Source organism: Mesorhizobium qingshengii, assembly GCF_027563465.1.
Classification (GTDB): Bacteria; Pseudomonadota; Alphaproteobacteria; order Rhizobiales; family Rhizobiaceae; genus Mesorhizobium; species Mesorhizobium qingshengii_A.
In genome coordinates this window covers 128445-141450 of the sequence record NZ_JAPFQA010000007.1, presented here as the reverse complement: position 1 = coordinate 141450, position 13006 = coordinate 128445, and the positions used below count along the sequence as shown (strand labels likewise).

At 63.4% G+C, this 13006-nt stretch carries 10 protein-coding genes; 9 read left to right on the top strand and 1 reads right to left on the bottom strand.

Annotation, left to right across the window (positions count from 1 at the left end; translation table 11 throughout):
* Positions 1-159 precede the first annotated feature (159 nt).
* The 6 genes from OOJ09_RS17605 to OOJ09_RS17580 all read left to right on the top strand — a co-directional run bounded on the left by OOJ09_RS17605 (position 160) and on the right by OOJ09_RS17580 (position 7544).
* Positions 160-1422: an efflux RND transporter periplasmic adaptor subunit gene (locus tag OOJ09_RS17605; RefSeq protein WP_269906393.1), complete on the top strand. Its 1263-nt coding sequence runs from the start codon at positions 160-162 to the stop codon at positions 1420-1422.
* Positions 1419-4583, top strand: a complete 3165-nt coding sequence (locus OOJ09_RS17600; protein WP_269906392.1) for an efflux RND transporter permease subunit — start codon at positions 1419-1421, stop codon at positions 4581-4583. The genes OOJ09_RS17605 and OOJ09_RS17600 overlap by 4 nt, the downstream gene beginning before the upstream one ends.
* A gap of 75 nt (positions 4584-4658) precedes the next feature.
* The gene (gene nthA / locus OOJ09_RS17595; RefSeq protein ID WP_269906391.1) at positions 4659-5267 is read left to right on the top strand and encodes a nitrile hydratase subunit alpha; all 609 of its coding nucleotides are present in this window, start codon (positions 4659-4661) and stop codon (positions 5265-5267) included.
* On the top strand, positions 5264-5923 hold the full coding sequence (gene nthB, locus OOJ09_RS17590) for a nitrile hydratase subunit beta (protein WP_269906390.1): 660 nt from the start codon (positions 5264-5266) through the stop codon (positions 5921-5923). Before nthA ends, nthB begins: the two co-directional genes overlap by 4 nt.
* Positions 5910-6275 carry a nitrile hydratase accessory protein gene (locus OOJ09_RS17585; protein ID WP_269906389.1) on the top strand — a complete coding sequence of 122 codons (366 nt, stop codon included), beginning with the start codon at positions 5910-5912 and terminating at the stop codon, positions 6273-6275. Before nthB ends, OOJ09_RS17585 begins: the two co-directional genes overlap by 14 nt.
* A 141-nt stretch (positions 6276-6416) precedes the next feature.
* A complete protein-coding gene (locus OOJ09_RS17580; protein ID WP_269906562.1) occupies positions 6417-7544 on the top strand; it encodes an ATP-dependent DNA helicase in 1128 nt (375 codons plus the stop codon).
* 60 nt (positions 7545-7604) lie between these two features.
* Here OOJ09_RS17580 and OOJ09_RS17575 read toward each other — a convergent pair whose 3' ends face one another.
* Positions 7605-8009: an STAS/SEC14 domain-containing protein gene (locus tag OOJ09_RS17575; RefSeq protein WP_269906388.1), complete on the bottom strand. Its 405-nt coding sequence runs from the start codon at positions 8007-8009 to the stop codon at positions 7605-7607.
* A gap of 112 nt (positions 8010-8121) precedes the next feature.
* On the opposite strand from OOJ09_RS17575, the gene OOJ09_RS17570 reads away from it, so the two are divergent.
* The 3 genes from OOJ09_RS17570 (at position 8122) to OOJ09_RS17560 (ending at position 12984) form a co-directional block, all read left to right on the top strand.
* Complete coding sequence (locus OOJ09_RS17570; protein ID WP_269906387.1) at positions 8122-8862, top strand: pyridoxine 5'-phosphate synthase; 741 nt, start codon at positions 8122-8124, stop codon at positions 8860-8862.
* A gap of 99 nt (positions 8863-8961) precedes the next feature.
* Positions 8962-10875 (top strand): potassium transporter Kup, encoded by a 1914-nt coding sequence (locus tag OOJ09_RS17565; protein ID WP_269906386.1) that lies wholly within the window; start codon positions 8962-8964, stop codon positions 10873-10875.
* Positions 10876-11064: 189 nt separating this feature from the next.
* The gene (locus tag OOJ09_RS17560) at positions 11065-12984 is read left to right on the top strand and encodes a potassium transporter Kup (protein ID WP_269906385.1); all 1920 of its coding nucleotides are present in this window, start codon (positions 11065-11067) and stop codon (positions 12982-12984) included.
* Positions 12985-13006 lie beyond the last annotated feature (22 nt).

The window sequence follows — 13006 nt, the reverse complement described above, 5'->3', positions numbered from 1 at the left end:
TTGTGCAGTGCACATTAAATCTTCGTAATGCCGTGCTTTGGCCCTTTTCCGCCCAAGGCGTGTCCTATCTATTCGGCGAAATCGCGGCAAGAGGCCGTGATTTGCGCTAGAATAAGACCATCAGGCCACGGCGTGTCGGATGGAGAGGGCCTTTTGATCATGCGTGGAAAAGCCATCCTTTCGATGCTTGCGGTCGCCTGCATAGGCGCTGCCTGGCTTTACCTTTCGCCCGACACGATGGGCAAGGTTCAGCAGATCTTCGGCGGAAAGCCGGTCGCGGCGTCGGACAAGGCGGCCGGCAAGCAGGCTGCCGGCGGCAACGGCGCTCGCTCGACCTCGATCGTTTCCGCGACAGCAACGACGGCTGATTTCCCGATCCGGCGCTATGCGATCGGCTTCGTCTCCTCTCCGGCCGTGGTCAACATCAATGCGCGTGTATCCAGCCAGATCGTGTCGATCGACGTCAAGGACGGGCAGATGGTGAAGGCCGGCGATCTTCTGCTCTCGCTCGATGACCGCGCGCTGAAGGCGCAGCTCGCCAAGGACCAGGCGACGCTCGCCAAGGACCAGGCGCTGCTCGCCAGCTCGCAGTCCGATCTTCAGCGCGCCAAGGACCTGGTCGCCAAGCAGGCCGGCACGCAGCAAACCTACGATCAGGCGATAGCGGCGCAGAAGGCCGCGGCGGCGACCGTCGATGCCGACAGGGCGACAATCGACGCCGACAACGTCCAGCTTGGCTTTGCCGCGATCAGGGCACCGATTTCCGGCAGGCTGGGCGCCGTCAGTGTCGCGGTCGGCGACCTCGTCACCACAAGCAATGGCAACAGCAGCACGGCGACCCCGCTGGTGACGATCACCCAGATGGACCCGCTGCAGGTCAACTTCAACCTTCCCGAAAGCAATCTGGCCCTTCTGCACAGGGCGTTGGCGACGCCGCAGCAAGGTGCCGTGACGCTTATCAAGGACGGCGATCCGACGCCGGTCGGCAAGGGCACGCTCGATTTCGTCGATTCCAGCGTCGATACCGCCTCCGGAACGATCGCGACGCGGGCGAGCGTGCCGAACTCCGATCTCTCCTTGTGGCCGGGGCAATATGTCAACGTCGTGCTCGATGCCGGCATCATGCCGCAAATGACATCGGTTCCCACGGTCGCGGTGCAGCCCAGCCAGAAGGGGCCGTTCGTCTATGTGGTCAAGCAGGACAACACGGTCGAGATGCGGCCGGTGCAGGTGGCGCTGACCGAGGGTGAAAACAGTGCCATCGCCGAAGGTCTGAAAAGTGGCGAGAAGGTTGTCGTCGAAGGCCAGACAAGGCTGAAGGAGGGTGCCGCGGTGCATGAAGGCAAGGCTTCAGCCGGCGCCGATGGCCAGGCCGCTCCCAAGGTGGCCGAGGCCGACAAGGCCGGCGAGGCACGCCAATGATTTCCGAATTCTGCATCCGCAGGCCGGTCGCCACACTGCTCATGTCGTTCGCCCTCGTGCTGGGCGGGCTTTTTGCCTACAAATTCCTGCCGGTGGCCGCACTGCCGAGCGCCGAGTTTCCGGTGGTCAATGTCTCGGCTTCGCTGCCGGGCGCTTCGCCGGAAACCATGGCGACCTCGGTGGCGACGCCGCTGATCAAGCAGTTCGCCACCATTGCCGGCATCGACTCGATCTCGACGACCAACTCGCTCGGCTCGACCTCGATCGCCATCCAGTTCGTGCTCAACCGGGATATCGACGCGGCAGCGGCCGACGTGCAGGCGGCGATCGCGCGCACGCAGCGCCAGTTGCCGCCGGAGATGACTTCGCCGCCGAGCTACCGCAAAGTCAATCCGGCCGACGCGCCGATCCTGTTGATGTCCCTGGTCAGCGACACGGTTCCACTGACCGATCTCGATGCCTTTGCCGAGAATGTCCTCTCGCCGTCGCTGTCGACAATCGACGGCGTGGCGCAGGTCTCGATCTTCGGCCAGCAGAAATACGCCGTGCGCGTCCAGATCGATCCGACGGCGCTTGCCGCGCGTGGCATCTCGATCGACCAGCTGCAGACGGCGATTGCCTCGGCCAACAGCAACACGCCGCTCGGCGTGCTGCAGAACAACCAGCAGCAGCTGACCATCACGGCCAACACGCAGCTGACCAACGCGGCGGGATTTTCCAATCTCATCATCGCCACCAAGAACGGGCATCCGGTGCGGCTGGGGGAGGTGACCCGCGTCATCGACTCGGTCGAGACCTCGACGACGGCGAGCTGGTATGACGGCACGCGCGCCATCATTCTGGCGGTGCAGCGTCAGCCCGACGCCAACACCGTCGACGTCGTCGACCGCGTCAAGGCGATGCTGCCGTCCTTCCAGGACCAGATGCCGGCGGCGGCCAGCATCAAGCTGCTCAACGACCGCTCGACCTCGATCCGAGCCGCCGTCGACGACGTGCAGTTCACCCTGCTGCTCACCATCGCCCTGGTGATCATGGTGATCTTCCTGTTCCTGCGCCGGGTGACGGCGACGATCATCCCGGCGGTGGCGGTGCCGATCTCGCTGATCGCCACGCTCGGCGTGATGTTCCTGTTCGGCTTCTCCATCGACAACATCTCGCTGATGGGCCTGACGCTGGCGGTCGGCCTCGTCGTCGACGACGCCATCGTCATGCTGGAAAACATCTTCCGCCACATGGAGGAGGACGGGCTCTCGGCCTTCGAGGCATCGCTGAAAGGCGCGCGCGAGATCGGCTTCACCATCATCTCGATCTCGATCTCGCTGGTCGCCGTGTTCATCCCCGTGCTCCTGATGGGGGGCGTCATCGGGCGCATCTTCAACGAGTTCGCTGTGGTGGTCACGGTCGCCATCCTGGCGTCGATGTTCGTGTCGCTGACGCTCACTCCGATGCTTTGCTCCAGGCTGCTGTCGGTGTCGAGGGCCGAGCGGGAAGCCGCGCACAGCGAGGGCCAGAAGCATAATTTCTTCATGCGCGGCTATGACTGGCTGCTGACCTTCTGCCTGCGCCACACATTCCTGGTTTTCCTGGTCTTCATCGGAACGGCGGCGGCGTCGGTCTGGCTGATCCAGATTTCGCCGAAGGGCTTCTTCCCGCAGGAGGATATCGGCCAGGTCTCGGTGACGACCATTGCGCGCCAGGACATCTCGTTCGACGCGATGGTGAAGCTGCAGGGGCAGGTGGCAAATGTCTTTTCCCACTCGCCCTATGTCTCGCATGTCGCCTATTCGGCGGGCGGTGGCGGCAGGGCGCTCAACCAGGGTCAGCTCTATGTCCAGCTGAAGGACAAGGACCAGCGCCCCGACATCGACAAGGTGCTGTCGGACCTGCGCAAGCAACTGGCCAACGTGCCAGGCATCGAAACCTATATGCAGCCGGTGCAGAACCTCAGGCTCGGCTCGCGCTCTTCGGCAAGCGCCTATCAGCTGGTGGTCCAGGGCCTCGATACCGGCCAGACCGACCTCTGGGCGCAGAAGCTGAACGACGCCATGGCGGCCGATCACACGACCTTCACCGACGTCACCGACGATCTGCAGAACAATGCCCTGCAGGCGACGCTGGTGGTCGACCGCGACAAGGCGGCGACGCTTGGCATCGATACCGACACGTTGCGCTCGAGCCTCTATGGCGGTTTCGGCACCCAGCAGGTCTCGACCATCTTCGGCTCGGCCGACAGCTACGAGGTCGTCATGGAACTCGATCCGAAGATCGAGTGGTCGCCCGAGCGGATGCTGGCCATCCAGGTGAGGACGGCCAGCGGCAGCCTGGTACCGCTCGGCGCCTTTGCCCGTGTCGACCGAACCGCCGGCGCCTTGACCGTCAATCAGCTTGGCCAGCTTCCCGCGGTGACGATCTCCTACAACCTGCCGCAAGGCGTGGCGCTCGGCGATAGCGTGACCCGCATCGACGCGTTGAAAGAGCAGATCGGCATGCCGAAGGCGATCTCGACCACCTTCGCCGGCACGGCCAAGACCTTCCAGGATTCACTCGCGAACCAGGGCCTGCTGATCGGCGGTGCGATCCTCACCATCTACATCGTGCTTGGCATCCTCTACGAGAGCTTCATCCATCCGCTCACCATCCTGACCGGCCTGCCTTCGGCCGTGCTGGGCGCACTGGTTGCGCTCAGGCTCGCGGGGATGGACCTGTCGGTCATTGCCGTCATCGGCATCCTGATGCTGATCGGCATCGTCAAGAAGAACGGCATCATGATGATCGACGTCGCGCTCGAATTGCGACGAGACGGCATGTCGCCGATCGAGTCCATCCACAAGGCCTGCATCATGCGCTTCCGCCCGATCATGATGACGACGCTGGCGGCGCTGATGGGCACGATCCCGATCGCGCTTGGCACCGGCGCCAGCGCCGAACTGCGCCAGCCGCTCGGCGTGGCGGTGGTCGGCGGCCTCGTCGCCTCGCAGGCGCTGACCCTGTTCGTGACGCCGGTGATCTATGTCTACATGGAGCGTTTCTCCGGCTGGCTTGTCGGGCTGTGGCCGAAGCGCGAAGGCGAACCGCGTCCAATCGAAGCTCCTGCCCAGCCGTCATTGTTCGATGTCGATGAGGAGCCGCTGGTCGAGCCTCAGAAGGCGGCGGCCGAATAGCGCCGCCCGGCCGCGAACGCGCTGGCCCAAGCCGTCGCGCTTGCGGCCTTGTGTCTGGGATCGTAGTTTGCCGTCATGTCACACGATCACGACCACCACGACAACGAACTCGATCCTTTTGCCGCGCGCGTGCGCGCGCTGGAGACGATCCTCACCCGCAAGGGGCTGATCGACCCGGCCGCGATCGACGTCATCGTCGACACCTACGAGACCAAGATCGGCCCGCGCAACGGCGCCAGGGTGGTGGCCAAGGCGTGGGTGGACCCGGAATTCGCGGCGTGGCTGAAGCGTGACGCGACGGCGGCGATCGGCTCGCTCGGCTATAGCGGCCGCCAGGGCGAGCACATGCAGGCGGTGTTCAACACGAAGGACACCCACAACCTCGTGGTCTGCACCCTGTGCTCCTGCTACCCGTGGTCGGTGCTCGGCCTGCCGCCGGTCTGGTACAAGGCGCCGCCCTATCGTTCGCGCGCGGTCATCGATCCGCGCGGGGTGCTGGAGGAATTCGGGCTGACGCTGCCGGCGGCCAGGAAGATCCGCGTCTGGGATTCGACAGCCGAACTGCGGTATCTCGTGGTGCCGATGCGGCCCGAGGGCACCGAGGGCTGGAGCGAGGAGCGGCTGGCCGACCTGGTGACGCGTGATGCGATGATCGGCACTGCCCTGGCGCGAGAGCCAGCATGAACGGGCCGCAGGATCTCGGCGGGCAGATGGGCTTCGGGCCGGTGGCGCCGGAGAAAGACGAACCGTATTTTCATGCCGAATGGGAAAAGCGGGCGCTCGGCGTGAGCCTGTGCGCCGGTGCCATGGGTGCCTGGACCATAGACGAGAGCCGCCATGCGCGGGAATCGCTGCATCCGGCGGACTATTACGCCTCCAGCTATTATCAGATCTGGATCAAGGCGCTGGAGGTGCTGCTCAAGCGCCATGGCTTCGTCAGCGAGCGCGATCTGGCGGCAGGCAAGGCGCTCGACGCGGCAGTGACGCCCAAAAGGGTGCTGAAGGCGGAAAACGTGCCGGCGGTGCTGGCCAAGGGCGGTCCCTGCGATCGGCCGGTCGCCACGCCGGCGCGGTTCAAGGCCGGCCAGCATGTGCGGACGAAGAATTTCAATCCCACCGGTCACACGCGGCTGCCGCGCTATGCGCGCGGCAAGCAGGGAGTAGTCGAGGCGGTGCGCGACGGCTTCGTGTTTCCCGACAGCAACGCTCATGGCCACGGCGAGAATCCGCAATGGGTCTATACCGTCGTTTTCGAAGGGGCTGAGATCTGGGGCGAGGGGGCCGATCCGACGCTCACCGTGTCGATCGACGCCTGGGAGAGCTATCTTGAACCGGCGTGAGGCAAACGGACACGCCGCCGATTTGCCGGCGGGCGTCGATGCGCCGGTCTTTGCCGAGCCTTGGCAGGCGCAAGCCTTCGCGATGACGGTCGCGCTGCACGACAAGGGCCTGTTTTCGTGGAGCGATTGGGCAGAGGCGCTGTCGACCGAGGTGAAGAAGCCGGGCGCCGCGGCTGATGGTCATGATTATTATGAGCATTGGCTGGCGGCGCTGGAGGGCTTGCTTGCATCCAAGGGGTTGGCCGCCAAACCCGATGTCGATGCCATGACCGAAGCTTGGGAGCGCGCCGCACACGCTACGCCTCACGGCAAGCCGATCCTGCTGGAGAACGATCCCGGACCGGCCGAATAAGTCTTCGCGGCTTGCCCCGCCTGTTCCGCGCGTTCACTTTACGTTCCAGTTTGAGCCTGATAGGCTGACCCTTGCCGCCAAGGATTGATCGTGGTGGCCGCCGAGCTTGTCTTTCCCTCGCGAATCCGGTCTGTCGCACTGATGGAATTCTCTCCCCAACAGGACGAGGCGCTGCAAGCGGTTGCCCGCTGGTTGAAGACCGGCAAGCCGCAGCTGTTCCGGCTGTTCGGCTATGCCGGCACCGGCAAGACGACGCTGGCGCGCTATTTCGCCGAACATGTCGACGGCCAGGTGCCGTTCGCCGCCTTCACCGGCAAGGCGGCGCAGGTATTGCGCTCCAAGGGCGCGGTCAACGCCCGCACCATCCATTCGCTGATCTACCGACCAAAGGGCGAGGAATCGGTATCGGACGAGGTCACCGGCAAGACCTCGATGTCGCCGACCTTTTCGCTCAACCGGCAGAGCCCGATCTCGCGCGCCAAGCTCGTCGTCATCGACGAATGCTCGATGGTCGACGAGCAGCTTGGCCGCGACCTGATGAGCTTCGGCACGCCGATCCTGGTGCTCGGCGACCCCGGCCAGCTGCCGCCGATCTCGGGCGGCGGCTTCTTCACCGACCACGAGCCGGATTTCCTGCTCACTGAAATCCATCGGCAGGCGCGCGACAATCCGATCCTGAGGCTGGCGCTCGATGTGCGCGAGGGCCGTGAATTCATGCGGGGCGATTACGGCACGGCGCAGGTGATCGGCAAGGAAGACGTCACCCAGGAGCTGGTGCTGAAGGCGGATCAGGTGCTGGTCGGCACCAACCGCACCCGTCGCCGCTACAACCAGCGTCTGCGCGAACTGAAAGGGTTCAACGCCGACTACCCGCAAGCCGGCGACAAGCTGGTCTGCCTGCGCAACGACCCGGCCAAGGGGCTGCTCAACGGTTCGCTGTGGAAGGTGATGACCTCGTCGCGCGAGACGGTGAAGCCGGGCATCAACCTTCTGGTCTCGCCGGAAGAGGACGATCCCGATCGTGGCGTCGCCAAGATCAAGCTGCTCAAGGCGGCATTCGAGGATCCGGACGCCGATATTCCCTGGCAGCAGAAGAAGCGCTTCGACGATTTCGACTATGGCTACGCGCTGACCGTGCACAAGGCGCAGGGCTCGCAGTGGAACGAGATCGTGCTGTTCGACGAGAGCTGGGCCTTCAAGGAAACCCGCCAGCGCTGGCTCTATACCGCGATCACCCGCGCGGCTGAGCGGCTGACGATCGTCAGGTAAGTGTTTGCCGGGACTTTCGGACAAAGTGTTCCATTCGACGGCCGCCTTTTTCCGCCCGCGCTATTGCCCCCCGATCGGTTCGGCGTCGAGCCATTGCCAGGCCATGGCTTCCTCCTCGGCGCTGAAGTGCCTGAGCTCGACAGGGGCTGGAACCGGCATGAAACGCCGTGCGTCCGCCGTCCAGTCCGGTTCGCCGATCGCCGCGCAACGGCCGACATGCTCCAGGGCACGGATCGTGCCCTGTTTCAACGTGTCGTCCGAAATGTCGGCCCAGTCGACGCCCTCGTGGTCGACCAGGCGTACGGCCACATCGATTCGTGGGTGGAGGGCATAGGCCGCCTCCAGCAGGCCGAACAGGTTTTCGGCGTCCGCGGCTGAAACATAACCGACGACATCGATGGCAAAAAGGTCGTCGCGATCGGTGTCGATGCGGCGGATCGCCGGCACTGTGTCGAGAAAATTCATGGGTGCTTCCTTTCGCGGGACCAGTTCGTCTCCCTGGAACACCCGAAACCCCCTGTCTGTTCCCGCCAAAGGCATTATAGGTGGCGCGTCGAACGAATTCCGAGGCCGCTCCATGCCCGCAAAGCTCTCCGTCAATCTCAACGCCATCGCCATGCTGCGCAACCGGCGCGACCTGCCGTGGCCGAGCGTGATCGGTCTCGGCCGCATCGCGCTCGCAGCCGGGGCGCATGGCTTGACCGTGCATCCGCGCCCCGACGAGCGCCACACAAGACACTCCGATCTGCCGGAGATACGGTCCCTGATCGACGACGAGTTCCCGAAGGCGGAATTCAACATCGAGGGCTATCCGACCGAGGATTTCCTGGCGCTGGTGGAAAAGCACCAGCCGGAACAGGTGACGCTGGTGCCCGACGATCCGGCCCAGGCGACTTCCGACCATGGCTGGAATTTCGCCGCCGAGGCCGCCTTCCTGACACCGATCGTCAAGCGCCTGAAGAAGGGGGGCTTCCGCGTGTCGTTGTTTTCCGATCCGGACCCCGATTGCGTGACCGCCGCGCGTGACACCGGCGCCGACCGTATCGAACTCTATACGGGTCCATATGGCAGCTATCATTCCGATCCTGCCAGAGCGGCCAAGGAACTGGAAAGACTGGGAAAAACCGCCGACGCAGCTTTCACTGTCGGCCTTCAGGTCAATGCCGGGCACGATCTGGTGGTGAGCAATCTGCCCGCGCTGGTCAAGCGCATTCCGGCCTTGGCCGAAGTGTCGATCGGACATGGGTTGACAGCCGACGCGTTGGAGTATGGCATGGCCGGTACGGTGGGGCGATTTCTGAAGGCTTGCGGATGGTAGAAACAGGAGCCTCGCGTTGCAGGTATGGCAGCCGTCGTGTGCAATTGATATCGTAGCGCAGCATGAATAAAGCATCGCACGCTTATCGGGGATTGGTCGATGGCCCTTGCCAGCAGCGGTAGCGAGGCTGAAACCGTCGAACCATCGAGTCATTCCGCCGTCGAACAGCACAGCATCAAGGTCCTGATGCTCGGTGCACTTGGCGTCGTCTATGGCGATATCGGCACCAGCCCGATCTACGCCTTCCGCGAGGCGCTTCATGCGTCGCCCGGCACCGATACGCGCACCGATGTCCTGGGCGTGTTGTCGCTGATCGTCTGGGCGCTAACGATCATCGTGACCATAAAGTATGTCGCTTTCGTGCTTCGTGCCGACAACAAGGGCGAGGGTGGCACGCTGTCGCTCATGTCGCTTGCACGCACCGCCTATCCCAAAGGCGCCCGCCTGATCCTGGCGATCGGGCTATGCGGCGCGGCATTGTTCTTCGGCGATGCGATCATAACCCCGGCCATCTCCGTGCTGTCCGCGGTCGAAGGCCTTGAGGTGGTGACGCCAACGTTGGACGCCTTTGTCGTTCCCATTACGCTGATCATCCTGGCCTTTTTGTTCTCGGTGCAACGCTTCGGCACCGGCAAGGTGGCGGCCGTATTCGGACCGGTGACGGCTCTGTGGTTCCTGGCGATAGGCGTCGCCGGACTCTATCACCTGATGGACGATCCTTCGGTCCTGCTGGCGATCAATCCCTATTATGCCGTCGCCTATCTTGTCAGCACGCCGACCGCTGCTTTCGTCACCGTCGGCGCTGTGTTCCTGGCCGTGACGGGGGCCGAAGCGCTCTATGTCGACCTCGGCCATTTTGGGCGCAAGCCAATCGTATTGGCGTGGTTTTGCGTGGTATTTCCGTGCCTGCTGCTCAACTATTTCGGGCAGGGCGCCTTTGTCCTTGCCAATGGCGGCAGGCCGACCAATCCATTCTTTCAGATGCTGCCGGACTGGGCGCTCATGCCGATGGTGGGCCTGGCAACGGCAGCGACCGTTATCGCCAGCCAGGCGGTCATCTCGGGTGCGTTTTCACTGACCCGTCAAGCGGTTCAGCTCAACCTTTTGCCGCGCATCGAGGTGCAGCATACGTCCGAAATGCAGCTCGGTCAGATCTATATGCCGCGTGTCAACCTGCTTATCGCGATGGGGGTGATGGTGCTGGTTGTCGGTTTCGGCAGCTCGAGTTCGCTGGCTTCCGCCTACGGAATTTCCGTGACCGGCGAAATGCTGATGACGACCATCCTGCTGTTCGTGGTGATGCGCAAGCTGTGGAAATGGAAGCTGGCGCTCGCACTGGGACTGGCACTGCTGTTTGGCGTTATCGACACCGGTTTCTTCCTGGCCAATGTCGTGAAGATCGTCGAAGGCGGATGGGTGTCGATCACAGTTGCCTGCTTCATGGGGCTGATCATGTCGACATGGATCCGGGGCAGCCGCTATCTGTTCGACAAGACCCGCCGCAACGAAATCCCGCTCGATTTCCTCGCCGGCAATCTGTTGAAGAAGAAACCGCAGCTGGTGTCCGGCACCGCCGTGTTCCTGACCAGCGATCCGCTCAGCGCGCCAACCGCGCTGATGCACAGCCTGAAGCACTACAAGGTGCTGCATGAGCAGAACGTCATCCTTTCGGTGGTGACCGCGCCGCAGCCGGTGGTGCCCGACAGCGACCGGGTCAAGATGGAGACGGTCAACGAGCTGTTCATGCGGGTGACGCTGACCTTCGGCTACATGGAACAGCCCAACATCCCGCGGGCGCTGGCGATCTGCCGCAAGCAGGGCTGGAAGTTCGACATCATGACGACGTCGTTCTTCCTGTCGCGACGCTCGCTCAAGGCCTCGCCCAATTCCGGCATGCCGGTGTGGCAGGACCGGCTGTTCATCGGGCTGGCGCGCACGGCGGCCGACGCGACGGAGTATTTCCAGATTCCGACCGGACGCGTCGTCGAAATCGGCACGCAAGTAGCTATCTAAGGCACATACGGCAGGTATTGTGGGTGTACGCCGTGCCGGTCGTGGCGGCAGATTCAGCCCACGAACATCGGATGATCAGCCATTTGCCTGAGCAGCCCAACGCGGCAGGCATGGCAGCCATCACGCAACGGCACTTGATATTGCATCGCAGCAAGCGTAGAGCACCGCGCGCTTATCGGAGTGTCGTCCATGGCCCTTGCCAATACTGGTAGTGAGGCAGAACCCGTCGAACAATCGAGCCATCCAGAAATCGAACAGCACAGCACCAAGGTGCTGATGCTGGGCGCGCTCGGTGTTGTCTATGGCGATATCGGCACCAGTCCAATCTACGCCTTTCGCGAGGCGCTGGTGGCATCGTCCCACGGCGCCGTCGCTGATCGCGGCGATATTCTCGGTGTGCTGTCGCTGATCATCTGGTCGCTGACGATCATCGTGACGATCAAATACATCATGTTCGTGCTGCGCGCCGACAACCGCGGCGAGGGCGGCGTGCTGTCGCTGATGGCGTTGGCGCGCGGCAGTTTTCCGACGCGCTCGGCGGTGATCCTGGGCATCGGCATCGTCGGCGCCTCGCTGTTTTTCGGCGATGCCGTCATCACGCCGGCGATTTCGGTGCTTTCGGCGGTCGAAGGCATGAACGTCGTCACCCCTGCCTTCCAGCCCTACGTCGTGCCTTTGACGCTGGTCATTCTTGCAATGGTGTTCGCGGTGCAACGCTTCGGCACGGGCGGGGTTGGATTGGTGTTCGGCCCGGTGACCGCGGTATGGTTCCTAGCGATAGGCCTGTCAGGCCTCAACCACATCATCGCCGATCCGGAAATCCTGTGGGCGATCAGCCCGCACTACATTGTCGCGTTCCTGATCCATTCGCCCGACGTCGCCTTCGTGACGATCGGCGCCATCTTCCTGGCCGTCACAGGTGCCGAGGCACTCTATGCCGATCTCGGTCATTTCGGACGCAAGCCGATCGTGCTCGCCTGGCTGTCGATCGTGTTTCCCTGCCTGCTGTTGAACTATGCCGGGCAGGGCGCTTTCGTGCTGGCGAAGAACGGTGTCGTCGGCCATCCGTTCTTCGAGATGAACGAGGGCTGGACGCTGATCCCGATGGTCGTGCTGGCGACCGCCGCGACGGTCATCGCCAGCCAGGCGGTGATTTCCGGTGCCTTCTCGCTGACCAGGCAGGCAGTGCAGCTCAACATGCTGCCGCGCCTGCAAATCCTGCACACGTCGGAACGACAGTCCGGCCAGATCTACATGCCGCGCGTCAACCTGTTGCTGGCGTTGGTGGTGATGCTGCTGGTCGTCGGCTTCGGCGAATCCAGCAAGCTCGCCTCGGCCTACGGCATCTCGGTGACCGGCAACATGCTGGTGACGACGGTGCTGCTCTATGTCGTGATGACGCGCATCTGGAAATGGCAGCTCTGGCTGGCAATCTCGCTGACGGCGCTGTTTGCCTTCATCGATATCGGTTTCTTCGCCTCCAACATCGTCAAGGTGTTCGAAGGCGGCTGGGCCTCGCTGGCGGTTGCTTTCACCATCGTGCTGGCCATGTGGACATGGGTGCGCGGCAGCCGCTATCTGTTCGACAAGACCCGCCGCAACGAAATCCCGCTCGATTTCCTCGCCGGCAATCTGTTGAAGAAGAAACCGCAGCTGGTGTCCGGCACCGCCGTGTTCCTGACCAGCGATCCGCTCAGCGCGCCAACCGCGCTGATGCACAGCCTGAAGCACTACAAGGTGCTGCATGAGCAGAACGTCATCCTTTCGGTGGTGACCGCGCCGCAGCCGGTGGTGCCCGACAGCGACCGGGTCAAGATGGAGACGGTCAACGAGCTGTTCATGCGGGTGACGCTGACCTTCGGCTACATGGAACAGCCCAACATCCCGCGGGCGCTGGCGATCTGCCGCAAGCAGGGCTGGAAGTTCGACATCATGACGACGTCGTTCTTCCTGTCGCGACGCTCGCTCAAGGCCTCGCCCAATTCCGGCATGCCGGTGTGGCAGGACCGGCTGTTCATCGGGCTGGCGCGCACGGCGGCCGACGCGACGGAGTATTTCCAGATTCCGACCGGACGCGTCGTCGAAATCGGCACCCAGGTCGCCATTTAAGGGTGTAGAACAGCCAGATAGC